The sequence below is a fragment of the Mesorhizobium sp. M0047 genome (genome assembly GCF_040323315.1).
Taxonomy (GTDB): Bacteria; Pseudomonadota; Alphaproteobacteria; order Rhizobiales; family Rhizobiaceae; genus Mesorhizobium.
Genome location: NZ_JAMYUW010000053.1, coordinates 1 through 25,505 on the forward strand (window position 1 = coordinate 1; position 25,505 = coordinate 25,505).

Consider the following 25,505-nt stretch of genomic DNA (forward strand, 5'->3'; position numbering starts at 1 on the left):
ATCCGCGCATCCGCAAATCCCCATTCTTCCGGGGAGCAGTGAATCACGCCACTAACGCCTGCGCTAGCACTTCTTCAACAGCCTGTTAGAGCAGTTCACCGTTTCACGAAACGGCGAACTGCTCTAACTCTTTGTTTTGACGCAATTCCTCAAGGGAAAGCGCTGCGCGCTTTCCCGGAAAAACCGTTTCACAGTTTTCCTGGAGTTGCTCTCGCGACCCGCACCGCCGCCTGTGCGGCCGCCAGCCTGGCGATCGGCACGCGATAGGGCGAGCAGGACACGTAGTCGAGGCCGACCTCTTCGCAAAAGCGGATCGAGGCCGGGTCGCCGCCATGTTCGCCGCAAATGCCGAGCTTGATGTCGGGCCGCGTCGCCCTGCCCTTTTCGGCAGCCATGCGCACCAGCTCGCCGACGCCGTCGATGTCGAGCGAGACGAACGGATCCTGGTCGATTATGCCTTTCTGGCGATAGGTCTCCAGGAACGAGGCCGCATCGTCGCGTGAAATACCGAACGTCGTCTGGGTCAGGTCGTTGGTGCCGAAGGAGAAGAATTCGGCGGACTGCGCGATGACATGGGCGCGGATCGCCGCGCGCGGCAGTTCGATCATGGTGCCGGTGAGATACTCGATGTTGACGCCGGTTTCCTCCATGACGCTCTTGGCAACCGCATCGATGCGCGCCTTGACGTAGTCGAGCTCCTTCACCAGGCCGACCAGCGGCACCATGATTTCGGGGACCACAAGCGCGCCGGCCTTCTTGCCGGCCTCGACGGCCGCCTCGAAAATGGCGCGCGCCTGCATCTCGGCGATTTCGGGATAGGAGACGGCCAGGCGGCAACCGCGATGGCCGAGCATCGGGTTGAACTCGTGCAGCGCCTCGGTGCGCTGCCTGAGCTTGTCCGGCGACACCTTCATGGCGGCGGCAACCTCGGCCACCTCCTCCTCGGTCTTGGGCAGGAATTCGTGCAATGGCGGATCGAGCAGGCGGATCGTCACCGGCAGGCCGGCCATGATCTCGAACAATTCGAGGAAGTCAGAACGCTGCATCGGCAAGAGCTTGGCTAGCGCCGTACGCCGGTCCTTTTCGGTATCGGCCAGGATCATCTCGCGCATGGCGACGATGCGGTCGCCATCAAAGAACATGTGCTCGGTGCGGCAAAGGCCGATGCCTTCGGCGCCGAAGGAGCGCGCCATGCGCGCGTCGAGCGGCGTTTCGGCATTGGTGCGCACCTTCATGCGGCGCACCGCGTCCGCCCACTCCATGATGGCGGCGAAATCGCCGGAAAGTTCCGGCTGCAGCATCGGCACGGCGCCTTTCAGCACCTGGCCATTGCCGCCATCGATGGTGACGATATCGCCCTTGCGGAAGGTCGAACCCATCGCCATCAGCGTGCCTGCCTTGTAGTCGACGCGCAGCGAGCCGGCACCCGACACGCAAGGCTTGCCCATGCCGCGTGCCACCACAGCGGCGTGGCTGGTCATGCCGCCGCGCGTGGTCAGGATGCCTTCCGCCGCATGCATGCCGTGAATGTCCTCGGGGCTGGTTTCGATGCGCACCAGGATCGCCTTGCGGCCTTGCGTCTTCAACTCCTCGGCGTCAGCAGAGGAAAAGACGATCTCACCGGTGGCGGCACCGGGCGACGCCGGCAAGCCGATGCCGATGACGTCACGCGCGGCCTTGGGGTCGATGGTGGGATGCAGCAGCTGATCGAGCGATGCCGGGTCGATGCGGGCGACGGCTTCCTCTTTCGTGATCAGCCTGTCCCGCGCCATCTCGACGGCAATTTTCAGCGCCGCCTTGGCGGTGCGTTTGCCCGAACGGGTCTGCAGCATCCACAATTTGCCGCGCTCGATGGTGAATTCGAGATCCTGCATGTCGCGGTAGTGCTTTTCCAGGCTGTCGGAGATGGTGACGAAGGACCGGAACGCGTCCGGCATCAGCTTCTGCAGCGACGGCTTGTCCGAGCCCGCTGCAATGCGCGCCGCCTCGGTGATGTTCTGCGGCGTGCGGATGCCGGCGACGACGTCTTCGCCCTGTGCGTTCACCAGGAACTCGCCATAGAGCATCTTGTCGCCGGTCGACGGGTTGCGGGTGAAGGCAACGCCGGTGGCCGATGTCTCACCCATATTGCCGAACACCATGGCCTGGACATTGACCGCGGTGCCCCAGCTTTCGGGAATGTCGTGCAGGCGCCGGTAGGTGATGGCGCGGTTGTTCATCCAGCTCGAGAACACGGCGCCGATCGCGCCCCATAGCTGCTCATGCGGATCCTGCGGGAACGGCTTGCCGAGTTCTTCCTCGACCTTGGCCTTGTAGAGCGCGATCACGCCTTGCCATTCGAGCGCCGTCAGTTCGGTGTCGAGCTCATGCCCAAGCCCGCCCTTCTGGTCCTCCAGGATTTCCTCGAACACCTCATGGTCGAGGCCCATGACGACATCGGAATACATCTGGATGAAGCGGCGATAGCTGTCATAGGCAAAGCGCGCATCGCCGGAATCGGTGGCTAGCGCCTCCACCGTCTCGTCGTTCAGCCCGAGATTGAGCACGGTATCCATCATGCCGGGCATCGAGGCGCGAGCCCCCGAACGCACCGACACGAGGAGCAGTTTCGACGGGTCGCCGAACCGGCGGCCGGTCAGGTGTCCGATGTGATCGAGCGCAACCGCGACATCGGCTTCCAATCCGGCCGGATAGGTGCGGCCATTGGCGTAATAGGCGTTGCAGACCTCAGTGGTGATGGTGAAGCCCGGCGGCACCGGCAGGCCCAGGCTGCACATCTCGGCCAGGTTGGCGCCCTTGCCGCCCAGCAGATTCCTGTCGCCGGCACGGCCTTCCGCCGCACCATCGCCAAAGGTGAAAACCCATTTGGTCATGCATTGCTCTCCGGTTGGAGGAGATTGGCGAAACGAGTAGTTCCGCCGGTCCGACCCTGGAGCGATATGATGCTGCAGTGCGAAAGGCAAGGCGTCGGCGAAGCCGCCCGGCCCCTACAATCGATTAAGCAAAAGCCGTGTCCAAGGATGCGGCAAAAAGACTTGCCATCGCGCAGCTTTTGGTTTAGAACAAACCATGAACAAACAGACGCCCATGAAATCGTCCGGAAAGCTCGACTATCTCGAAATGCCGGCGACCGGCGGAACGCTGGACCGGCTCAAAGCCTTCTACAGTGGCGCCTTTGGCTGGTCCTTCACCGACTATGGACCGACCTATTCGGCCTTTGCCGAGGGCCTGGACGGCGGTTTTCAGGCCGATGCCGCGGAAGCATCGGCAAAGCCGCTGCCCGTGCTCTACAGCAGGGACCTGGAGGAAACGCTGCGCGCTGTCGAAAATGCCGGCGGCACGGTCGTAAAGCCGATCTTCGCGTTCCCCGGCGGCAGCCGCTTCCACTTTGTCGATCCGGCCGGCAACGAGATGGCGGTGTGGTCCGAGTAGCCGTCGCATGTCGTCCGGCGGCGCTGCTTTGCCTCACCAAATTTGATCGTTCTGACCGTCGCTCATAAGGATTGTGCTTTTTGGCTGCTCTGCTAATAACGCGCCGCACAAGCGACTCTGACGGCAATTGGGGCGTCGCCAAGTGGTAAGGCATCGGTTTTTGGTACCGACATTCCCAGGTTCGAATCCTGGCGCCCCAGCCATCCCTTTAAGGTCCGTTCCGGACACATGGGTTACGGTTTATACCGGAGATATGGGTAACACTTTTGGCCCGTTGGGTTTGGAGTGGTTCGAGCCTCCCAGTGCAAATCGCGGCAAACTGGGATCGTCACTATGCAGTCTGAACAGTATTGAACATCTCCCTCTTTTCCATACAAGGTCATCGAAGATTCGACCAAGAGGGGTGGCGGCTCAACATGGAACTTCAATGAACCTTCCTATCTTCGCCATCAACCTCGATCGCGAGACCGGTCGCTGGAGCGAATTGGTCGCCAGCGCCGAAGCGGCCGGCCTGACCTTGCAACGCATTGCCGCCATCGACGGCCGCGCCCTCGCCAAGGAGGACTGGACGGAGATCGATCTTCCAACCGCGCGCAAGCTGAGCGGGCGCGACATTCTGCCCGGCGAATATGCCTGTTACCGCAGCCATATCCGGGCGCTGGAGACCTTCCTCGCCGGTGGCGGCGCCTATGGCCTGATTGTCGAAGACGACGTCCTCTTCAGCGAACGCACAATGCGGCGCATCGAGGCCATCATCGCGGCGGTGCCGGATTTCGATGCCATCAAGCTGACCAACCATCGCACGAGCTTCTTCATGCGCGCCATCGAGACGACGGAAGGCGATGAGATCGGTCGCGCGCTGCATGGCCCGCAAGGTTCGGCCGCCGCCTATCTGGTGACGCGCCAGGGAGCCCAGGGACTGTTGTCGGCGCTCGCCGTAATGAAAATGCCATGGGATGTCGCACTCGAACGCTTTTGGGATACCGGCCTGAAAATCTATTCAGTTCGCCAAAACGTGCTTGGCTTCGCCGCCAGCAGCAAGATTTCCGCCATAGCCGGTCCCTCGGGAAGCTACAAATCTGCAAGGCTTGGCGGACCGAGCCGGCTAAGTGCTGGTGCGTTGCGGGCCAAGGACGAACTGCGCCGCCTGCATCACGTCCTGCTGCGGCCCCCTTTGCCGCGAGAAACCCTGGACTATGCCAAGGACAACGCGCCGCGCCATACCTTGCTTCTGTTGCTTGCGGCGCTCGCCACTCTCGCCATGGTTTCCGCGGTGTGGCGCGAGGCCGACACCTACCGCTATGCGGGCCTGGCCCTTGCCTTGGTCGCAGTCATCCGCTGGTTCAGGGTGGATTTGTGGACCTACAGCAAACCGCTGATCGGTTGGGTCGGCTTTTTGTGTCTGGGTTGGTCGCTCTACGTCTTCATCCGACTGGCGATCGTCTATTTCGGCACCCACCAATTGGGTGGCGCCGAAGGCATTTACATGTTTCCGCTGTTCTATGCGACGACCGGCTTCGCGTTTCTGCTGTTTATCAGGCAGCCCGCGCGGCTCGTATTCTGGTTCATGATCCTCAGTCTTGTCTTCCTGGCGGCGGACACCTTCTATTCGGACATGCTTCAAGGTATCCAACCGACCCCGCGGCTTTTCAACAATCCCATCCACGCGTCGGTGGCTGCCGGCTTCATCTTCCTTTGCGCGCTGCAGTTCATGGCATACACGGCCCAGAGAACGGACCTCGGGAAAGCAACCAAGAACCTGCATTGGGCGCTGTCGACAGCCGTCCTGCTGTTTGCCCTCGTCAACATCATTGAGATGCGGTCGAAGGGCGTCTGGCTTGCGCTTGCGCTCGCCCTGCTCTTGTTGGCGGTCATGACCCTGGCGAGAGGTCATCGCCGCGAACTGTTGGTTTCAGGTGCCGTGCTGGCGATCGTGGCGGCCGGCGTTGTCGCAACACACAACATCTTCTCGTCCACCGCCGGCGACACCATGATCTTCGTCAAGGCCTTGGTTCCGGATGTCTTGAGGCATGGCGTCCTCCCAGCCTTCGACCGAGCCATCGCGAGCGATGTGACGCCGCTTGCAGCCAAGGAACGGCTGATGCTGTGGGCGGATGCGATCGAGATCTGGAAACGCCACCCGATCTTCGGAGCCAGTTCCAGCTGGCTGACCGAATGGCAGCACAGAACCTATCATCCGATGATCCTAAACGTCTTCCACAACGGCTATCTGGAGATTGCGGTGCGCTATGGTGTGGTCGGGCTGGCGTTCTTTGCCTTCCTCTACACTTGGTCGTCCAGGCAGGTTCTGCTGGCCATGCGGACCAAGCTTATCGCTCCGGCCGCATGGTCCTGCTACATCTCAACACTGGTCTTCTTCGCCATAACCATCCTTACCAATTCAAACAACCGGCTGGCTATGGGCGAGGCCTTCATGTGGTTCGCTGCAGCGTTCGGCTTCTACTGCTTTTATGTTCGCCAGCAGAACAACCTTGTCGCGCCGCGAACCTATTTCTAGGGCCGGCTCTCGCACCGCATCCGGCCAACCGGTCTGACTCAGTCAAGGATTCGGTGCAATCGTGGCGGGACGCCACCACCCGCCCCGCGCACAGGGCGTCCCTACAGGAGCCCATCCACCGTCGCGTCCGGTGCCGGCGTGTGGTTGAGGAAGCCGTTTACGCCGGCGGCCGTTTTTGAAGGGCGTGTGTTGGTCAGCCGTTTGGATAGTAGCCGCCATCCGCGCCATCACCCATGTAGGTTCCTTGGCCGGTGGTAGCCTGAAGCCGCTGATCGAGCGCATTGATCTGTCCAAGCTTCGAACGGGCTGAAGTCGACGGGGTGTGCTGGATAATATCCGCCTGCTGCATCAGGTCGCGGGCTTGATCCTGCGTGATCTTGCCAGTTTTCCTGGCCACGCGGATACCCTGCTTCACGCTGAGCAACTGCTCTGACGCCGCCCTCGCTTCCGGATCCGCCGACACCGATGCCGTGGTCTGGGTGTCGACCTTTACCCTGTGGTGACGGTGCACAGCGTAGGCGCTCGAAAGCGGTATGGCCGCGAAGATCGATGCGGCCGCGATGATTTTTGGCATGAAGGTGCGCATGACGATATCTCCTTTGATGAAGCGAGCGGCGAAGCCGCTTTCCAAAAGGGGCGTTTGGTCGCGTCGAGCCGCAGTGGCGCATTCATCGGCCGGCGGTCCTCGGCCCGAGAAGGCATATATGGAGGCCACTCCGGCGTTGAATGACTTGGAACGCAAATGTTATCGGATGTGATCGAGCGTTGAATTGCGGCTGCAACTAGCTCGGAAGCGAGCCCATCTGCCCGGTCGTGGTCCAGGCCATGATCGGGGCCCTTAAGGGGCACGGCGCCGATAGCGCGCGATCTGGATGTGTTCGATTGGGCTACCGATTGCATTTGTATGGCGTGCGGTTCTTGTGGTCGCAACGTGCGCGAACTGGGCCATGCACCGCAACGGCGGATAGTCGACAGCCGGACCGGGTCAGCTCGCTTCGCGCATCGCTTCGGCGGCCTGCAGGTCGACCGACACAAGCTGGCTGACGCCCTGCTCGGCCATCGTCACGCCGAACAGCCGGTTCATGCGCGCCATGGTGATCGGGTTATGGGTGATGATGACGAAGCGCGTCTCGGTGGTGTTAGCCATTTCGTCCATGAGATTGCAGAAGCGCTCGACATTGTGATCGTCGAGCGGGGCGTCGACTTCGTCGAGCACGCAGATCGGCGCCGGATTTGTCAGGAACACGGCGAAGATCAGCGACATCGCCGTCAGCGCCTGCTCGCCACCGGACAACAGTGTCATGGTCTGCGGCTTTTTGCCGGGCGGGCGGGCCAGGATTTCGAGCCCGGCCTCGAGCGGATCGTCGGATTCGATCAGTTGCAACTCCGCCGTGCCGCCGCCGAACAGATGCGAGAACAGCCGCTGGAAATGGCTGTTGACGACGTCGAAGGCGGCGAGCAGTCGCTCACGGCCTTCGCGGTTGAGGCTCTGGATTGCTTGCCTGAGCTTGCGGATCGCCTCGATGATGTCCTCGCGTTCGGACACGATCGCCTCGAGCCTATCGGAAAGCTCTTTCTGCTCTTCCTCCGCGCGCAGGTTGACGGCGCCCAGCCGTTCGCGCTCGATCTTCAGCCGATCGAGCTGACGTTCGATCTCGGCCATGTCGGGCATCGGGCTGTCAGCCTCCAGACCGGTGTGGCGAATGACCAGATGTGGCGGGGTGTTCAGCGTTTCCTGGATGCGCGCCTCGACCTCCAGCCGGCGTTCGTCGGCCGCGGTCAGCCGCTCTTCGGCACGAACACGGGTCTCGCGCGCTTCGGCCAGGAACTGGATGGCGCCGGTGGCGGCCTTGTCCAGTTCGGATTGCCGGTTCTCTGCTTCCTGCAAACGGTCGGCCGCCGCCTTGCGCAAGGTCTCGGCCTCGGTGAGCTGCGACAGCAGCGCGCGCCGCTTGGCGTCGATTTCATCAGGAGCATCCGCCAACCGCTCGCGTTCGGTCTCGGCTTCGGCTTTGCGTTCGCCAAGCGATGCGATCTGCGTCGAGGCGTTTTCAGCCCGCTCCAGCCAGTTGCTGCGCTCGGCGCCAATGGCATCGAGCCGGCGCGCGCGCGCCTCGGCTTCGCGCCGCAGACCCTCGTGCACCGCACGTGCATCGGCAAGCGTGGCGCGGTCGCGGGCGACATTGGCCGAGGACTGTTCGAGCTGCAATTGCAGGTCGCCGAGATCGGGCGCGTCCTGCAGCAGCATTTCCGCCTCGGCGAAGGCTTCCGAGGTCTCCTCATAGCTGTCGACGATGCGGGCACGCGCCTCATCCAGTGCCGCGCGGCGGCTCTGCAATTCGCCGCCGGCCCGTTCAGCCTCAACCAGCGCATTGCGGGCAGCGTCCAGCCGATGCTGAGCGTCACGACCGGCCTGGCGCGCATTGCGCTCGGCCTCGCTCGCCAGGCGGAGCGCCTGTTCGGCCTGCGCAAGCGCCTCCTCGGCCTGGCGCAGGACGAGCGTCGCCTGTATCGCCTCGGCATCGAGTTCGGCCAGCCGGTTCTTTTGCGCCAGCCGCTGTGCGGCGGCGGTCGGTGCGTCGGCGCTGGCGGTAAAGCCATCCCAGCGCCACAGTGCGCCGTCGCGGCTGACCAGCCGCTGGCCGGGAGCAAGGAGCGCCTGCAGGCGGCGGCCATCGCCCGGCTCGACGATACCGATCTGCGCCAGGCGTCGGGCGAGCTGTGCCGGCGCGTGAACAACGCTGGCAAGGCTCCTGACGCCTTCGGGCAGAGCCGCGTCGCCGGGCTGGATTCCGCTTTCGCCCCAATGCACCGGTGCGCTGCGGTCGAGCGGCACGTCGAGGTCTTCGCCAAGGGCCGCACCAAGCGCCGTCTCGAAACCGCGGTCGACGCTGATCTGCTCCAGCACCGCCGGGAAAAGGTCGCCGCTGGCGGCGTTCAGGATTTTGGCCAGCGTACGCGCCTCAGTCTCGATCCGCGCCAGTTCGGCCCTGGCATCCTGAAGCGGTCGGCGGGCAGAGCTTTCGGTGGTGCGGGCATCGATGACCGACTGTTCGGTCTCCAATACGGCAGCCTCGGCTTCCTCCAGCAGCGCCACAGCTTGTTCGACCAGCACGCGCTTCTCCGCCGGGTCCGGCAGGCCGGCGACCTTGGAGAGTATCTCCGACAATTCGCGGTCGACGTCGGCAAGCTGACGCGCGAAGCGGTCGCGGCGCTCGGCGGTGTCGCGCAGCGTCCGTTCGATCTGGTTGCGCGCGGCGGCGGCCTCCGCCCGCTCGGCGGTGAGCGTGGCGAGCCTGGCTTCGCTTTGCGAAAGCGTCGATGCCGCCTGTTCGAAGGCGGCGCGGGTGGTGGCCTCGCGCTCGGCCGCACCGGCGTTTTCGGAATTCAGCGTAGCTTCTTCGGTGCGAAGGCGTTCGAGGATGTCCGCATTGTCGCGGACCATGCGCTCCTCACGGGCGATGTCGCCGTCGAGTTGCTGCAGCCGGCGCTCGAGCTCGGTCTGACGGGCGCGGATACGGCCGGCCTCCTCCTCGATCTGCGACTTGGCGATCGACAGGCGCTGGAAGGCAGCAGCCGCGGCGGCCTCCGCGTCGCGCAGATCGGGCAGGCGGTGAGCGCCGATGCCCTGCTCGCGCGCGGCGGCCATCTGTGCGGCGGCGCGGTCGCCAACAAGCGCCGTGGCAACGGCAAGCGCCGAGCGCGCATCGCCCTCCTGGGTCTTGGCCAGCGTCCAGCGCAGATGCAAGAGCGTCGCTTCGGCCTTGCGGATATCGGCGGACAGGTTCTTGAAGCGGGACGCCTGGCGCGCCTGGCGCTTCAGGCTTTCGATCTGGCTTTCCAGTTCGCCGACGACGTCGTCCAGCCGTTCGAGGTTCTGCTCGGCCGCCTTCAGCCGCAGCTCGGCCTCATGGCGGCGGGTGTGCAGGCCGGAAATGCCGGCCGCCTCTTCGAGCAGCGCGCGGCGCGCCTGCGGCTTGGCCTGGATCAGTTCGCCGATACGGCCCTGACCGACCATCGACGGCGAACGCGCGCCGGTCGACTGGTCGGCGAACAGAAGCTGCACGTCCTTGGCGCGCGCTTCCTTGCCGTTGATGCGATAGAGCGAGCCCGCCTCGCGCTCGATGCGGCGCGACACCTGCAGTTCGTCGGCATCGTTGAAGGCCGCGGGCGCGCTACGGTCGCTGTTGTCGAGGAAAAGCGTCACTTCGGCGGTGTTGCGTGCCGGGCGCGTGCCCGAGCCGGAGAAGATGACGTCGTCCATGCCGGACGCGCGCATGTTCTTGTAGGAGCTTTCGCCCATCACCCAGCGCAGTGCCTCGACAAGGTTCGACTTGCCGCAGCCGTTCGGCCCGACAATGCCGGTCAGTCCGCGTTCGATGACGAACTCACCGGGCTCGACGAAAGACTTGAAACCGAGAAGGCGAAGGCGCGAAAACTTCATTCGCGCAGCCTATCAAGCGGGTTTGCACGGTTTTGCGATGGGAATTCACGGCACAACGAGACGCGGCGCGCGCCGAAGCGGCGCCGCCTCAGCGCTGACCGTATGTCAGAGCAAGGGGTCGATAATGGCCGACATTTCCTCAATCGACATCGCCCCCTTGTAGGTCTTACCGTTGATGAAGAAGGTCGGTGTCGAGTCGACCTTGAATTCATTAGCGCCGCGCTTCTGGACCGATCTCACATCGTCCAGAAGTTTCTGGTCCGTCAAGCAGGCCTCGAAGGACTCCTGTGTAAAACCGGCGAGCTTCGAGATTTGCAGCAGCGCATCCTTGGTGTTCTGGACGCCGACCCAGTTCGCCTGCTGCCTGAACAGGACATCCACCATCGGGAAATAGTTATCCTTGGCGCAGCGCGCCAGCATGAAACCGGCTTCGGCGCTCGGATCGAACGGGAATTCGCGCAGGATGTAGCGCGCCTTGCCGGTGTCGATGTACTTGGTCTTCAGTTCCGGAAAGGTGGTCTCGGCGAAATGCGCGCAGTGCGGGCAGGTCATCGAGGCGTATTCGACGATGGTGACCTTGGCGTCGTCCTTGCCAAGCTGCTTGTCGGGCAGCGCACCCGGCTTCATCAGTTCCGCCATGTCCACGGTGCCCTGGGCCTCCGGCGCGGTAGCGGCGGCCGGCGTGGCCGCCGTCGCAGGCTTGGCGGGGGCGGCCGGGGCCGCTGGCTTCACATCCGCGGCCTTGGCCTCCTCGCTGGAGTCGCTGCAGGCGGCGAGCAGGGCAACCGCCGGAATGGCCGCAAGCGAAGACAGAACGTTTCTGCGAGACAGACTTTGGCCAAACGGGGGACGGTTCATACGAATCACCTGACAAGGGTTGGATTTTGCAATGCAAAGACACGAAAAGGCGAGAGTTGGCGCGAATTAAGGCATCTCCATCCCCAATCCAATCGCCTAACCTGACAAAGGCGATCACGAAAGCGAGATATTGACGACAAATCCATGACTTTCTTCAAGAGGCTTATGACTTCCTCTCCCCGATAATGGTCGCGCCAAGTTTTTCCAGCGATGCGCGCAGTCCGTCATTGTCGACAAGGCCGACAGTCCCCGACAGTTTCGTCTTCTCGGCTGCCGTCAGCGGCCTGAGGGCCGGTCTGCGCCTTGCCTTGTCGGCTGTCACCGGCTTCTGCAGAATTCTGATGCGGCTGATGGCAGTGAAACCGAGGAAGGCGTTGACCCGGTTGATGATCTCGCCGGTCTCGTGCTGCAGGTGAAGTGCCGCCATGCCTTCGCAGGCGATGACCAGCACCGCCGGCTCGAACGGATCGTCCTCATGCATGCGGCGCGGCCACTGGATTTTTTCAGGGCGCGAGTGGCTGGCCAGACGTGGGCCGGCGATCTCTTCCCATGACTGGACGAGGCCAATCGAAATGCCGGCCCGCTTGCGCAGCACCGGATCGAGGATCTTGGTCGCGAGGTCGCTGACCGGGACGGGATTGCCGTAGGGCGTTCTCCCTGCCATGTACGTTCTCCAGCCACGACGTTCATCAGTATCGGCCAAGGCCAATTCCCGATCAATGGCACCAGCAGACCAGACCCGCAAGACCGCCTCCCGAGATAGCAGCAACGCTGCATCCGGAGATAGCGGCAACGCTGCATCCGGAGAAGCTGCATCTGGAGATAGTGGCAAAGCCACATCTAGAGTTCGTGACGATATCGCATCCCGCTTGCTCGGCTGGTACGATGTGCACCACCGCGAGCTGCCGTGGCGGATAACGCCACGCGAGCATGCGCGGGGCGTAAGGCCTGATCCCTACCGCATCTGGCTGTCCGAAGTCATGCTGCAGCAGACCACGGTCGAAGCGGTGAAGGCTTATTTCCGGGTTTTCGTCGAGAAATGGCCTGATGTCGAGACACTGGCCGCGGCACCGACCGAGGACGTGATGAAAGCCTGGGCCGGGCTCGGCTACTACTCCCGCGCCCGCAATCTCAAGGCCTGCGCCGATCAGGTGGCCCTGCGTGGCGGCCGGTTTCCCGACACGGAAACGGGATTGAGAGAACTGCCCGGCATCGGCGCCTATACGTCGGCGGCCATCATGGCGATCGCCTTCGACCGCCCCGCCGCCGTCGTCGACGGCAATGTCGAACGCGTCATCTCCCGGCTGTTTTCGATCACCACGCCGCTGAGCGAGGCCAAGGCCGAGATACGCGCCCATGTCGAGCGCATGGTACCAGCGACAGGGCCAGGTGACTTCGCCCAGGCGATGATGGATCTCGGCGCCACCATCTGCACGCCGCGCCGGCCGCGCTGCATGCTGTGCCCGCTGCGCGAAGACTGCAGCGCGGTCGTTTCAGGCGATCCCGTGCACTTCCCGGTGCGCCTGCCAAAGGCCGACAAGCCGCTGCGACGCGGCGCCGCCTTCGTCGCCGTACGGGGCGACGGCGCCATCATGCTGCGCAAACGGGCGGAGAAGGGCTTGCTTGGCGGAATGACCGAGGTGCCGACGACAGGCTGGACCGCGCGGATCGATGGAGGGACCACGGAAGCGGCCGCACCTTTCCCTGCCGACTGGCGGCGTGCCGGCCAGATTGCCCATGTCTTCACCCATTTCGCTCTCGAACTCGAAGTCTTTCACGCCCACATCAAAGGTGATGCGCCGGAAGGGCATTTCTGGTCTCTCGCCCACGAGATTTCCGGCGAGGCGTTGCCGACTGTCATGAAAAAGGCAATCGAGGCTGCGATACCCGGCGCGACGAAAAAGCCGTCGCCACACAGTGCAAAGAGGCCCCATGACTGAAATACGCCACATCGTTTTCGACATCGGCAGAGTGCTGATCCACTACGATCCCAACATTCCGTTCAGCCGCCTCATTCCGGATGCCGAGGAGAGAAAGTGGTTTTTCGACAATGTCTGCACGCATGACTGGAACATCGAGCAGGACCGCGGCCGGACCTGGGAAGAGGCCGAGGCGCTGCTGATAGCGGACCACCCCGACCACGCGGAAAACATCCGCGGTTTCCGCCGCCACTGGCACGAAATGGTGCCGCATGCCTACGAAGACAGCGTTGCCATCATGGTCGGCCTGATCGAGAGCGGCCACGATGTCACGATGCTGACCAACTTTGCCAGCGACACGTTGGCCGAGGCCCGCGAGCGCTTCGATTTTCTCGAGCGGCCGCGTGGCGTCACCATCTCGGGCGAGATCGGCATGATCAAGCCGGATCGCGGCATTTACGACCATCACGTCGCCGCATTCGGGCTCGAACCGGCGGCGACGCTGTTCATCGACGACAGCCAGAAGAATGTCGACGGCGCCAAGGCGGCCGGCTGGCAGTCGGTGCTGTTCACCGACGCAAAGACGCTTCAAGCAGACCTTGAGCGGTACGGCATCGTGACATAATCGTGATCGGCAATGGGCAAGCTGGTTCTAACCTTTAACCCGGAATGGTCGATACTCGACGCCAGTGTCGAGCATGGCCACTTTCGAGGACATGGCGATGCCTATTTTCCGACCGACGAGGTAAGCGAATTTATTGCGTCGCTGCAGGCCTATCCGCTTAAGCGCTCGGATCTGGCCCTGAGATCGCCCGGCCTGATAAGCATCTCGGTCTTCCCGGCAGACGGGGTCGGTCATCTGTTCGTTCAGATCGAGGTCGCGGAGGAGATCGACGCCCGTGGTTTTGCGCGTGTGCGACTCCGGACGGACTATGCGCGTCTGTCGCGTTTTGCCAATCAGCTTTCGCTGATGGCGAAAGGCGAGGTCAGCGAAATCATCCTGGAGGAAGACAAGGCCTGATCTCGAGATCAGGCCCCTGCCCGCTCCATCCCCAGTCGTGCAATGCGGCGAAGCTCGTCGATCGGGGTCAGGCCGCCGCTGCGCTCATAATGCCAGAAGGTCCAGCCGTTGCAGGCGTCCAGGCCCTGCACTTCGGCGCCGATCTTGTGGATCGAGCCGGCGCTGTCGCCGATCGCCACCGTGCCATCGGCGCGCACCTTGGCCGCCCAGCGCTTCTTGGCGTCGTAGAGCGTCGCGCCCGGCATCATCAGCCCGGTGTCGATGAGGCTGACGAAGGCGACGCGCGGCTCGGCGCGCTTGCCGGTAAGCACGGTGAGATCCGCGCCATCCAGCGGCCGCACCGCGTCGATGCGCTCGTTGGCGGCGTCGATATAGGCCTGCTCGCGTTCTATGCCGACGAAATGGCGGCCGAGGCGTTTTGCGACCGCGCCGGTGGTGCCGGAACCGAAGAAGGGATCCAGCACGATGTCGCCCGGTTTGGTCGACGCCATCATGATGCGGGCGAGCAGCGCTTCCGGCTTCTGCGTCGGGTGCAGCTTGTCGCCATTGTCGTTCTTCAGCCGCTCGCCCCCGGTGCAGATCGGAAACAGCCAGTCGGAGCGCATCTGGATGTCGTCGTTGGACGCCTTCATCGCTTCGTAGTTGAAGGTGTAGCCCTTGCCCTTCTGGTCGCGCGAGGCCCAGATCATCGTCTCATGCGCGTTCTGGAAGCGGCGGCCGCGGAAATTCGGCATCGGATTGGTTTTGCGCCAGACCACGTCGTTGAGGATCCAGAAGCCGAGATCCTGCATCTTGGCGCCGACCCGGAAGATGTTGTGATAGGAGCCGATGACCCAGATGGTGCCGTTAGGCTTCAGCACCCGCCGCGCCGCCAGGAGCCAGGCACGGGTGAAAGCGTCATAGGCCTCGAAGCTTTCGAACTGGTCCCAGTCGTCATCGACCGCATCGACCTTCGACTGATCAGGGCGGTGCAGATCGCCGTCGAGCTGCAGATTGTATGGCGGATCGGCGAAGATGACGTCGATCGACTTTTCGGGCAGCCGGTCGAGCGCGGCGACGCAGTCGCCCTTGAGGATCGTGTCCAGCCATTCGGATTGCAGGGGAGCGTGGGATAGCTCGTCGAGAAGACGCACGGCAGACATTCTGACACCCAGGGCACGCGTTACTGTTTTACTCTCTGTTATGGTTACCGATCAGCGTAAATATTCGGTGAAGACTGCCGAGTTTGCGAAGGTGGCCCTGTTGGTGTATGCCGCGCCGCCTCACCTCCCGAGGCCTTCATCCTCCCATTGTCCGGATCACCATGCCCCAGCCAGACCTTGTCATCTTCGATTGCGACGGCGTGCTCGTCGATTCTGAAATCATTGCCGCCCGCGTCGAGGCGGAGCTGCTGACCTTAGCCGGGTACGAAATCTCAGCGGAAGAACTCGCCGAGACCTACGCTGGTCTGACGTTCAAGGACATCATGATACGGGTCGAGGAGAAGTCCAGCATCCCGTTCCAGGTATCGTTGATCGACCGCGCCGAAGAGCTGGTCGACCGCAAATTGCGCAGCGACGTACGTGCCATCGATGGCGCGCGCGAGGCAGTCGCCGCGGTCACCGCGCCGCACTGCGTCTGCTCGAATTCGCGCTCCGAGCGCATCGAATTCATGCTGGAGAAGGTTCACCTGATGCCCTTCTTCAAGGACCGCATTTTTTCCGCGATGGAAACACCGACCGGAAAAACCAAGCCTGCCCCAGACGTGTTCCTGTTTGCGGCGGAGAAACTCAACGCAAACCCGGCGAACACGTTCGTCATCGAGGATTCCGTGCACGGCGTCCATGGCGCCAGGACGGCCGGCATGCGGGTGATCGGCTTCACCGGCGCCGCCCACAGCTATCCCGGCCATGCCGACGCGCTGACCGAAGCCGGCGCCGAGACGGTGATACGCCGCTGGGCAGAGCTGAAAAGCGTGATCGCAGCGCTGTCGGAGTGGTCGGCGGATGCCTGAAAAGCGTGCGCCGCGACGCACGCTTCATCCAAATGCCGAGACTTAGTTCGTCGCGACAGCTTTCTTCCTGCGGGTCTTCTTCGGCTTGTCCGTCATCGCCTTCGGCGCGTTTTCATCATAGCCGGCAAAGACCTGATAGTCCTGCGCCGTCGGCTCGGGTACGACAACATTGGAATCGGTGAAGACGAACTGGGTGGCGACCGAGGGATCGGTGACCTGGACCTGATATTGGTGGATCTGCGAGTAGAGGACCTCGGCACCGTGCATCACGGCGATGCGGATTGGCATGGTGATGTTGCCGGGCGAGAACTTCGGCCCCGGCACAATTTTGCCGGCGACCGCGATCTTCATCGTCAGTTGGCCGTTGGCACGGCTGCAGTCGCGCGTCACGTCGCTGACCGATGCCTGGTAGACGATGTTCGCAGACTCGTCGGGCGGAGCAGCAGCGGCGGCGTCGGCCTCTGCCTGGGCGGCGGCATCCTGCGCGGCGTCGCCCGTCTTCTTGAGCTTGGGCCTGGGCTTCTGGACGTCCTTGGAATAGGTGTTGAAGAAGGCCGTGCCGTCACGCACCGTCACTCTGGGACAATAGGCTTGCAACTGGCTGGCCAGTACTTTGGGATCTTGCGGCGGCGGTGGCGCCGTCGGGTCCTTCTTGCCGAAGCCGAGGTTAAGAATGCCATTGTCGCCCGATTGGCAGCCGGCGGCGGCAAGCATAAAGCCGGTGAGCGCAAGACCCGCCAAAAAGCGACCACTAAATGTACGAAACACCATGAAACTGCACTTCCCTCTCGCAAAGCTGGTGACGTATATCAACCGCGCGGCAAAAATGCGACTGAGCCAACGCAGAAATTAACCACCTTGCAGTGGACGGAAAAGCCAAGCAGTAACGGATTTGTGACATGCACTATGTGAGTACCCGAGGCGAAGCCCCCGTTCTTGGATTTTCCGACGCCGTGCTGGCTGGCCTGGCGCGCGACGGCGGGCTCTATGTGCCGCGCGAGTGGCCGCGGTTTTCCGCGGCCGAGATCCGAGCCATGCGCGGGCTTGCCTATCCCGATCTTGCGATCCGCGTGCTGTCGCCGTTTCTCGGCGACGAAATCCCGGCATCCGTCTTCGAGCGGCTGGTGCGCGAAGCCTATGCCACTTTCCGCCACGAGGCCGTCTGCCCGCTGGTGCAAACCGGCCCCAACACCTTCATCCTGGAACTCTTCCACGGGCCGACGCTCGCCTTCAAGGACGTGGCGATGCAGCTTCTGGCCCGGCTGATGGACCACGTGCTTACCGAACGCGATCAGCACGCGACCATCGTCGGCGCCACCTCGGGCGATACCGGCGGAGCGGCAATCGATGCGTTTGCCGGGCGGAGCCGCACCGATATCTTCATCCTTTTCCCGCACGGCCGTGTCTCGCCGGTGCAGCAGCGGCAGATGACGACATCGACGGCTGAAAACGTCCACGCGCTGGCGATCGAAGGCAATTTCGACGATTGCCAGGGCCTGCTCAAGGACATGTTCAACGATCATGGCTTTCGCGACCGGGTTGCGCTTTCCGGCGTCAATTCGATCAACTGGGCCCGTATCATGGCCCAGATCGTCTATTATTTCTCCTCGGCGCTGTCGCTCGGCGCGCCGGACAGGCCGGTCTCCTTCACGGTGCCGACCGGCAATTTCGGCGATATCTTCGCCGGCTACGCAGCCAAAAAGATGGGCTTGCCGATCGAGCGGCTGGTCATCGCCACCAACGACAACGACATCCTGGCGCGGACCTTCGCGACCGGCGAATATCGCACCAAAGGCGTCTTTGCGACCACGTCGCCGTCGATGGACATCCAGGTGTCGTCCAATTTCGAACGCTTGCTGTTTGAGGCCTCAGGCCGTAACGCCGCGACAGTGCGGCGCTACATGGACAGCCTGAAGCAGTCCGGCGCGTTCACCATCGAACCCCAGCAAATCGCCGGGATGCGCTCCGAATTCGATGCAGGCCGGGCCGATATGGACGAGGTCGCCGCCACCATCCGCTCGACGCTCGCGGCCAGCAACTACCTGCTCGATCCGCACACCGCGGCAGCCGTGCATGTCGCGGCGGGCAAGGCGTCAGGCGCCGTGCCGATGGTGGTACTGGGCACCGCCCACCCGGCAAAGTTTCCGGCCGCCGTCGAAGCCGCCAGCGGCGTGTCACCCGCACTGCCCGCATGGCTAGGTGGGTTGATGACATCCGAGGAAAAATACACGGTACTTCCATCCGACCTGAAAATGGTGGAAGATTACGTCGGCCGCCGCGCGCGGGCGGCGCGTTAGGGAGTAGTAGCCATATGGGTGTTGAGGTAAGCCGTCTGTCGAACGGCCTGACAGTCGCCACCGAAACCCTTCAAAGTATCGAATCGGTTGCCCTTGGAGCCTGGGTCAAGTCGGGTGCTCGCAATGAGCGTGACAACGAGCATGGCATGGCCCATCTGCTCGAGCACATGGCGTTCAAGGGTACCAATAGGCGAAGCGCCTTCGAAATAGCCTCGGAGATCGAGGACGTCGGCGGTGAGATCAACGCCGCCACCAGCGTCGAAACCACCTCCTACTATGCCAGGGTGCTCTCCGACGATGTGCCGCTGGCCGTCGACATTCTTGCCGACATCCTGCAGGAGTCCGAGTTCGACCCACAGGAACTCGAACGCGAGCAGCATGTGATCCTGCAGGAGATCGGGGCCGCGCACGACATGCCCGACGACATCGTCTTCGACCGTTTCACGGAGACGGCGTTTCGCCACCAGACGATCGGACGCTCGATCCTGGGCACGCCGGAAACCGTCAAATCCTTCACCTCAAGGCAGTTGCACGATTTCATCGAAAGGCAATATGGCGCCGAGCGCATGGTGATTGTCGCTGCCGGCGACATCAAGCACGACAATTTCGTGCGCGAGGTCGAAAAGCAGCTCGGCGGCTTCCGCAGCAAGGCCGACAGCACCATCCCGCAATATGCGCAATATATCGGCGGCGATTTCCGCGAGGACCGCGACCTGATGGACGCGCAGATCGTGCTTGGGTTCGAAGGCCGCGCCTATCATGTGCGCGACTTCTATGCCTCGCAGGTGCTGTCGATGATCCTCGGCGGCGGCATGTCGTCGCGCCTGTTCCAGGAGGTCCGCGAAAAACGCGGCCTGTGCTATTCGGTCTATGCCTTCCATTGGGGCTTTTCCGACACAGGCGTCTTCGGCGTCCATGCCGCCACCGGCCAGAGCGATATCGCCGAACTGGTCCCTGTCATCATCGACGAACTGCAGAAGGCCGGCGAGAACATCCTGCAGGAAGAACTCGACCGTGCGCGTGCGCAATATCGCGCCGGGCTGATCATGTCCGCCGAAAGCCCGGCCAGCCGGGCTTCGCAGATCGCACGGCAACTGCTTCTGTTCGGCCGGCCGATCGCCAAGGAGGAATTGATGGAACGGCTGGCGGCGCTGACGATCGAGCGGCTGACCGATCTGTCGTCGCGATTGTTCTCGACCAAGCCGACGCTTACCGCTGTCGGGCCCGTGGGCACACTGGCGCCATACGAGGCGATCCTCGAATCGCTCGCAGGCACGCAGACCACGGCCCGCAAGCTCGCCGTCTAAGCCCCTCAAAGCGCCATGTTCGCGCTCCCTTTCTTCCGCCGTGACCTACCGGCGCTGAAAGGCGACCGCGTCACACTGCGCGTGCCATTCACCAATGATTACCGCGAGTGGGCGGCGGTGCGCGGTGAAAGCCGCGCCTTCCTGGAACCTTGGGAGCCGCGCTGGACTCCCGACGAACTCGACCGCAATGCGTGGCGGCTTCGCATCAGCCGCTACCGCGAAGATTATGCGCAGGGGACGGCCATCGCCTTCTTCATCTTCGAAGGCAGCAGCGGCAAACTGGCGGGCGGCATCACGCTCGGCAACATACGCCATGGCGTCTCGCAAAGCGGCCATGTCGGCTACTGGATCGGCGAACGCTTTGGCGGCCGCGGTCTGATGACCGACGCAGTCAAGGTGGTGACCCGCTTCGCCTTCGATACGCTGAGGTTGCACCGGATCGAAGCGGCCTGTATTCCCGACAATATCAGGTCGATCCGCGTGCTTGAAAAAGCCGGATTCCGGCGCGAAGGACTTCTGCGATCCTATCTCAGGATCAACGGCATCTGGCAGGACCACTACCTCTATGCCCGGATCGCAGACGATCCGCCGTGCGTTGGAACGAAGGACTGATTTTTTTGACGAATTTCCTGCGAAACGGGCTGCTGTTCGCCTTTGTCATCGCGACAATGCTGACGCTGTGCGCGGCGAACTCTGCCTTCGCAGTCGAGCCGATCAAGATTGCCCGCGACGACGTCGCGCTCGACCTTTCCGGTGCCGTCGAGATCTACCGGAACCAGGGCGAGAATTTCCAGGTGTCGACCGCTCCGGGTCCGGACGGCATCGTGAGGCGCATCGAGGTCGAGGCCAATGACGCGCGTTCGACCGGCGACTGGGCGGTGTTCGCGCTGGCCAACACCACCGACCAGCAGCTCGACAGGCTGATCGTCGCACCGCATTTCCGACTGGTGAATTCAGGCATCTTCTGGCCGGATCTCGGCTCGACCCGCATCGCCGCCATCACGCCCAGCGAAGGCTTCGCGCTCGACCGCCAGACCAGCCCCGACGCCGACGTGTTCCGGGTGACGCTGAACCCCGGGACGGTCATTACCTTCATCGCCGAGCTGGCCTCGCCGAAGCTGCCTCAGGTCTATCTCTGGGATCCGGAATCCTACAAGGACTCGGTCAATTCCTACACGCTGTTTCGCGGCATCGTCATCGGCATTGCAGGCCTGCTGGCGCTGTTCCTGACCATCCTGTTCGTGGTCAAGGGAACCTCGATGTTCCCAGCGACCGCGGCACTTGCCTGGGCGGTGCTGGCCTATATCTGCGTCGATTTCGGCTTCCTCAACAAGATCATCGAGATATCGCCCGGCAATGAGCAGATGTGGCGGGCGGGAACCGAGGTGGCGCTGGCGGGAACCTTCGTGGTGTTCCTGTTCGCCTACCTCAACCTCAACCGATGGCACGGCCATTTCAGCTACGGCGCATTGGTCTGGATCCTCGGACTGTTGCTGATCGCCGGTGTCGCCATCGTCGACCCGGCGGTCGCCGCCGGCATCGCCAGGCTGTCCTTCGCCGCCACCGCGCTAACCGGGCTCGGCCTGATCATCTTCCTCGGCATACGCGGCTACGACCGCGCCATCATGCTGGTGCCCAGTTGGGTGATGGTGCTTTTGTGGCTGTGCGGATCGTGGATGGCGATCACCGGCATGCTGGACAACGATATCGCCCAGCCGGCCTTGGGCGGCGGGCTGATCCTGATCATCCTGTTGATCGGCTTCACCGTCATGCAGCATGCCTTTGCCGGCGGCGCGCTGCATCAGGGCCTGTTCTCCGACCTCGAACGGCAGGCGCTGGCGGTGGCCGGATCGGGCGACACGGTTTGGGACTGGGACGTGCTGCGCGACCGCGTCGTCACCAGGCCCGATGTCAGCATCCAACTCGGCCTGGCGCCCAACAGCCTCGGTGGTGCCGCACGCAACTGGCTGCCGGTGCTGCATGCCGACGACCGCGACACGTTCCGCACCACGCTCGATGTGGTGCTCGAACACCGGCGCGGCCGGGTGTCACAGAACTTCCGACTGCGCGGCGCCGACGGCCATTATCACTGGTTTTCGCTCCGCGCGCGTCCGGTGATCGGGTCGGACGGCGAAGTCATCCGCTGCGTCGGCACCATGGTCGACGTCACCGAGCAGAAGAAATCCGAGGAAAGGCTGCTGCACGATGCCGTGCACGACAATCTGACCGGCCTGCCGAACCGCGAATTGCTGATGAACCGGCTGGAAGCCATCATCTCGATCGCCCGCACCGAAGAGAAGGTGCGCCCGACCGTGTTCGTCATCGACATCGACCGTTTCAAGCAGGTCAATGACGGGCTCGGCATTTCTGCCGGCGACACCATCCTTTTGACCATCGCGCGCCGCCTCCACCGGCTCTTGAAGCCGAAGGATTCGTTGTCGCGCTTTGCCGGCGACCAGTTCGCGCTGATGCTGCTTTCCGAACAGGATCCCGCCCGCATCGCCGCCGTCGCGGACGCCATCAAGCATGCCATCAACAATCCGATCACCTTCGCCAAGCGCGAGATCGTGCTGACGGCCTCGATCGGACTGATCACCTGGAACTCGCCGCAAATGTCGGCCGAGGACATGGTCAAGGATGCCGAGTTGGCCATGCATCAGGCCAAGCGCTTCGGCGGCGACAGGATCGAGCCGTTCCGGCCAGCCTTCCGCACCGTCGGCACCGATCGGCTGCAGTTCGAATCCGACCTGCGCCGCGCCATCGAGCGGCGCGAGTTCACGCTCGCCTACCAGCCGATCGTGCGGCTGGAGGATGGCAGCGTCGCCGGCTTCGAAGCCCTGCTGCGCTGGGACCATCCGCGCCGCGGCATGATCCCACCGGCGGATTTCATCCCGGTCGCCGAGAGCTGCGGGTTGATCGTGCAGCTCGGCCTGTTCGCCATGCAGCAGGCGGCGGAAGACCTCGCCAGCTGGCAAAAGCAGATCGGCGACGCGCCGCTGTCGGTCTCGGTCAACCTGTCCAGCCGCCAGTTGATCCGCCGCGACCTGGTCAGCGACGTCCGCTCCGTGATCGCACGCGCAAACCTGAAGCCGCGCTGCTTCCGGCTCGAGCTCACCGAATCGCTGGTCATGGACAATCCCGAGCAGACGGCCCATGTTCTGACCAAGCTGAAGCAGCTCGGCATCGGCCTGTCGCTGGACGATTTCGGTACCGGCTATTCCTCATTGGCCTATCTGACGCGTTTCCCTTTCGACACCATCAAGATCGACAAGAGCTTCGTCGACGACAAGACACCCAAGCGCGCGGTGCTGCTCAAATCGATGGTCAACATGGCGCATGAACTCGGCCTGTCTGTCGTCGCCGAGGGCATTTCGGACGACAGCGATGCGCTGGAATTGCGCCAGATGGGCTGCGAATACGTGCAGAGCTTCATGTTCGGCGCGCCAATGCCAGGCGACCAGGTGCTGAAGACGCTGAAGGAGCAGTATCCGCTGACGCAAGCGTGAGAAGCTTAGGCGTGTCCGGCGGCGAGGCTGAGATGGGCGAGATCGATGCCGATAGCAGCGAGAATCCGGTCGTATTTGCGCTCGATGTCGGTGTCGAACAGAAGCTCGGCATTGGCCGGGCAAGTCAGCCAGCCATTCTCGGCGATCTCGGTCTCCAGCTGGCCGGCGCCCCAGCCGGAATAGCCGAGCGCCATCAGCGCGTGACGAGGACCGCGCCCGGACGATATGGCGCGCAATATATCGACGGTCGCGGTCAGGCAGATGTCGTCCGAAACGGTCAGCGAGGATTCCACCCGGTAGTCGCCCGAATGCAGGACAAAGCCGCGACTGCGATCCACGGGCCCGCCATTGCGCACGACGAAGTCACGGGCTTGCGCCGGCAGGCGGATCGCCTCGTGTTCGTTCATGATGCCCAGTTGCACGAGCAGATCCGGAAATAACATCTGCTGCGTCTGGTTGATGATCAGCCCCATGGCGCCTTCATCTGAGTGCGCGCAGATATAGACGACCGAGCGCGTGAAACGGTCGTCCTTCATGCCGGGCATGGCAATCAGGAACTGATCGTCGAGAAAGCCGCGGCTCGCGACCGTCTTCTTGTGGCGCAACAAGTCCATGAAAGGCAGCGTAACGCGTTTCCAAAGCGCCGAAAAGATGCACTGTGCGGGATTCGACCAAAGCCCATGCGGCGGGGCCGAGCATTCTCCCCTCGAGGTCACGCAAATATGATACTGGCAACACCATGAAATCATTGCGCGGCCACGAACGGACGATCAAATCACCGCCATGCGAAGCTTGAAAACCCTGCTGCTCGGCGCCGCCATCGGATTGGCAGCCGCACTTCCCGCCGTCGCCTCTTCATCGGCCTGGTACAACAGCGAAGGCGGCAAGGTCCGGCTGGTGACATCAGGCCAACCCGACGACGCCGGCCGCATCCAGGGCGTTCTCGACATAGCGCTCAAGCCCGGCTGGAAAACCTACTGGCGCGATCCGGGAGACGCGGGCGTGCCGCCGCAGCTCGACATCTCAGCCAGCACCAACATCGCCGACGCCGCTCTGTCGTTTCCTGCTCCCCAGCGCCACGACGACGGCTATGGCAAATGGGCAGGCTACAACCATCCGGTTTCGCTGCCGGTGACATTCACACTGGCCACGCCGAACCAGCCGGTGGTGATCGATGCCGACATCTTTCTCGGTATTTGCGAAACGATCTGCATCCCGGTACAGACGCGGCTGACCGTTGATCCTGCCTCCGACCCGGACAATGCCGAGGACGCGGCGCTGGTGAAGGCAAGTTTTTCGGCATTGCCGGCGCCCGCAAGGTCCGATTTCGGCATCAAAGTCCTGCCGGGCGACCACGAAACGCTGATTGTCGAGGCGAGTCTTCCCGGCGATCCGGATGCGGCGGATTTCTTCGTTGCCGGCGAACGTGATTACATGTTCGGCGCCCCTGCCCGAAGCGAAAAGGACGGCAAGCTGATTTTCACAGTGCCGATCCTCGATCGCCCGTCGGCGACGCCCACGGATGGTGGGCTTCACTACACGCTGACGAGTTCGGTGGGTGCGGTCGAAGGGCTTCTGCCTTTCCCTTGATCCAGCGTCTCCAAACGGTTGCGGGACGCCGTTGAGTTCGTTACGCAAAGACCCGTCCTTCCCGATTTTCCCAAGCGAGGAATTCATGACCATTTCAGTTGGCGACAAGCTCCCTGATGTGACCTTCAAGTCGATGACCGCCGATGGCGCGAAGTCGATCACCGGGGCCGAGATCTTCTCCGGCAAGAAGGTCGTGCTGTTTGGGGTGCCCGGCGCCTTCACGCCGACCTGCAGCAACAATCATTTGCCCGGCTATCTCGAGAACCATGACGCCATCCTGGCGCGCGGCGTCGACACAATCGCCGTCGTTTCGGTCAACGACGTCCACGTCATGGGCGCCTGGGCGCACTTCACTGGCGGTGAGGGCAAGATCCTTTTCCTCGCCGACGGCAGTGGCGATTTTGCCAAGGCGACCGGCCTCGACTACACCAGCAACGACATGGGGCTGCGCTCAAGGCGCTTCTCAATGATCGTCGACGACGGCAAGGTTACCGCGCTTAATGTCGAGACCAAGCCCGGTGTCGACGAGTCCGGCGCGGCTCATATTCTGGGGCAGCTCTGAACTTCAGGGCGGCGATCGCGCTTGTGTTCCAGGGATTGCCACTGGGGGGACCCTAGCG

General features: G+C 63.0%; 20 protein-coding genes and 1 tRNA gene. 13 read left to right on the forward strand and 8 right to left on the reverse strand.

All coding sequences use genetic code 11. From position 1 onward, the window contains the following. Nucleotides 1-188: 188 nt before the first annotated feature. Nucleotides 189-2,873, reverse strand: coding sequence for a pyruvate, phosphate dikinase (gene ppdK / locus NKJ89_RS31740; RefSeq protein ID WP_023760595.1), 2,685 nt, complete (start codon nucleotides 2,871-2,873; stop codon nucleotides 189-191). 214 nt (nucleotides 2,874-3,087) lie between these two features. Between ppdK and NKJ89_RS31745 the strand changes: the two genes are divergently transcribed. From NKJ89_RS31745 to NKJ89_RS31755, 3 genes are all read left to right on the forward strand, one after another. After that, on the forward strand, nucleotides 3,088-3,432 hold the full coding sequence (locus tag NKJ89_RS31745) for a VOC family protein (RefSeq protein ID WP_023760596.1): 345 nt from the start codon (nucleotides 3,088-3,090) through the stop codon (nucleotides 3,430-3,432). Nucleotides 3,433-3,560: 128 nt separating this feature from the next. Beyond that, a tRNA-Gln gene (locus tag NKJ89_RS31750) sits at nucleotides 3,561-3,635 on the forward strand. A 224-nt stretch (nucleotides 3,636-3,859) separates the two neighbouring features. Continuing rightward, complete coding sequence (locus NKJ89_RS31755) at nucleotides 3,860-5,950, forward strand: O-antigen ligase family protein (protein ID WP_352608430.1); 2,091 nt, start codon at nucleotides 3,860-3,862, stop codon at nucleotides 5,948-5,950. 193 nt (nucleotides 5,951-6,143) lie between these two features. On the opposite strand, the gene NKJ89_RS31760 is transcribed toward NKJ89_RS31755, so the two are convergent. From NKJ89_RS31760 to NKJ89_RS31775, 4 genes are all read right to left on the reverse strand, one after another. After that, a complete protein-coding gene (locus NKJ89_RS31760; RefSeq protein WP_352608432.1) occupies nucleotides 6,144-6,536 on the reverse strand; it encodes a hypothetical protein in 393 nt (130 codons plus the stop codon). Nucleotides 6,537-6,935: 399 nt separating this feature from the next. Continuing rightward, entirely contained in the window at nucleotides 6,936-10,394 is a 3,459-nt protein-coding gene (smc, locus tag NKJ89_RS31765) for a chromosome segregation protein SMC (RefSeq protein ID WP_352608434.1), read from the reverse strand. A gap of 105 nt (nucleotides 10,395-10,499) precedes the next feature. Continuing rightward, nucleotides 10,500-11,252, reverse strand: a complete 753-nt coding sequence (locus NKJ89_RS31770; RefSeq protein ID WP_352608436.1) for a DsbA family protein — start codon at nucleotides 11,250-11,252, stop codon at nucleotides 10,500-10,502. Nucleotides 11,253-11,415: 163 nt separating this feature from the next. Then, complete coding sequence (locus tag NKJ89_RS31775; RefSeq protein ID WP_352608438.1) at nucleotides 11,416-11,916, reverse strand: DUF721 domain-containing protein; 501 nt, start codon at nucleotides 11,914-11,916, stop codon at nucleotides 11,416-11,418. A 55-nt stretch (nucleotides 11,917-11,971) separates the two neighbouring features. Here NKJ89_RS31775 and mutY point away from each other — a divergent pair, with 55 nt between their 5' ends. Genes mutY through NKJ89_RS31790 form a run of 3 tightly spaced genes read left to right on the forward strand, consistent with a single transcriptional unit; the run spans nucleotide 11,972 to nucleotide 14,192 of the window. After that, nucleotides 11,972-13,192, forward strand: a complete 1,221-nt coding sequence (gene mutY, locus NKJ89_RS31780) for an A/G-specific adenine glycosylase (protein WP_352608440.1) — start codon at nucleotides 11,972-11,974, stop codon at nucleotides 13,190-13,192. After that, nucleotides 13,185-13,796: an HAD family hydrolase gene (locus tag NKJ89_RS31785; RefSeq protein WP_352608442.1), complete on the forward strand. Its 612-nt coding sequence runs from the start codon at nucleotides 13,185-13,187 to the stop codon at nucleotides 13,794-13,796. Before mutY ends, NKJ89_RS31785 begins: the two co-directional genes overlap by 8 nt. A 12-nt stretch (nucleotides 13,797-13,808) precedes the next feature. After that, the gene (locus NKJ89_RS31790; RefSeq protein ID WP_352608444.1) at nucleotides 13,809-14,192 is read left to right on the forward strand and encodes a WapI family immunity protein; all 384 of its coding nucleotides are present in this window, start codon (nucleotides 13,809-13,811) and stop codon (nucleotides 14,190-14,192) included. An 8-nt stretch (nucleotides 14,193-14,200) separates the two neighbouring features. Here the strand turns inward: NKJ89_RS31790 and NKJ89_RS31795 are convergent, their stop codons facing one another. Beyond that, the gene (locus tag NKJ89_RS31795; protein WP_023759150.1) at nucleotides 14,201-15,334 is read right to left on the reverse strand and encodes a site-specific DNA-methyltransferase; all 1,134 of its coding nucleotides are present in this window, start codon (nucleotides 15,332-15,334) and stop codon (nucleotides 14,201-14,203) included. A 161-nt stretch (nucleotides 15,335-15,495) separates the two neighbouring features. On the opposite strand from NKJ89_RS31795, the gene NKJ89_RS31800 reads away from it, so the two are divergent. Next, entirely contained in the window at nucleotides 15,496-16,185 is a 690-nt protein-coding gene (locus tag NKJ89_RS31800) for an HAD family hydrolase (protein WP_352608446.1), read from the forward strand. A 42-nt stretch (nucleotides 16,186-16,227) separates the two neighbouring features. Here NKJ89_RS31800 and NKJ89_RS31805 read toward each other — a convergent pair whose 3' ends face one another. After that, a complete protein-coding gene (locus NKJ89_RS31805; protein ID WP_352608448.1) occupies nucleotides 16,228-16,956 on the reverse strand; it encodes a hypothetical protein in 729 nt (242 codons plus the stop codon). 128 nt (nucleotides 16,957-17,084) lie between these two features. Here NKJ89_RS31805 and thrC point away from each other — a divergent pair, with 128 nt between their 5' ends. Genes thrC through NKJ89_RS31825 form a run of 4 tightly spaced genes read left to right on the forward strand, consistent with a single transcriptional unit; the run spans nucleotide 17,085 to nucleotide 23,295 of the window. Further along, complete coding sequence (thrC, locus tag NKJ89_RS31810) at nucleotides 17,085-18,482, forward strand: threonine synthase (protein ID WP_352608450.1); 1,398 nt, start codon at nucleotides 17,085-17,087, stop codon at nucleotides 18,480-18,482. A gap of 14 nt (nucleotides 18,483-18,496) precedes the next feature. Next, nucleotides 18,497-19,789, forward strand: a complete 1,293-nt coding sequence (locus tag NKJ89_RS31815; RefSeq protein ID WP_352608452.1) for a M16 family metallopeptidase — start codon at nucleotides 18,497-18,499, stop codon at nucleotides 19,787-19,789. Between the two features lie 15 nt (nucleotides 19,790-19,804). Next, nucleotides 19,805-20,401, forward strand: coding sequence for a GNAT family N-acetyltransferase (locus NKJ89_RS31820; protein WP_023759145.1), 597 nt, complete (start codon nucleotides 19,805-19,807; stop codon nucleotides 20,399-20,401). Between the two features lie 56 nt (nucleotides 20,402-20,457). Further along, complete coding sequence (locus tag NKJ89_RS31825; protein ID WP_352608471.1) at nucleotides 20,458-23,295, forward strand: EAL domain-containing protein; 2,838 nt, start codon at nucleotides 20,458-20,460, stop codon at nucleotides 23,293-23,295. A gap of 5 nt (nucleotides 23,296-23,300) precedes the next feature. Here the strand turns inward: NKJ89_RS31825 and NKJ89_RS31830 are convergent, their stop codons facing one another. Continuing rightward, nucleotides 23,301-23,909 (reverse strand): YqgE/AlgH family protein, encoded by a 609-nt coding sequence (locus NKJ89_RS31830; protein WP_023759143.1) that lies wholly within the window; start codon nucleotides 23,907-23,909, stop codon nucleotides 23,301-23,303. 169 nt (nucleotides 23,910-24,078) lie between these two features. On the opposite strand from NKJ89_RS31830, the gene NKJ89_RS31835 reads away from it, so the two are divergent. Beyond that, nucleotides 24,079-24,885 carry a protein-disulfide reductase DsbD domain-containing protein gene (locus NKJ89_RS31835; protein WP_352608454.1) on the forward strand — a complete coding sequence of 269 codons (807 nt, stop codon included), beginning with the start codon at nucleotides 24,079-24,081 and terminating at the stop codon, nucleotides 24,883-24,885. Nucleotides 24,886-24,970: 85 nt separating this feature from the next. Next, nucleotides 24,971-25,447, forward strand: coding sequence for a peroxiredoxin (locus tag NKJ89_RS31840; RefSeq protein WP_352608456.1), 477 nt, complete (start codon nucleotides 24,971-24,973; stop codon nucleotides 25,445-25,447). The last annotated feature ends 58 nt before the right edge of the window (nucleotides 25,448-25,505 follow it).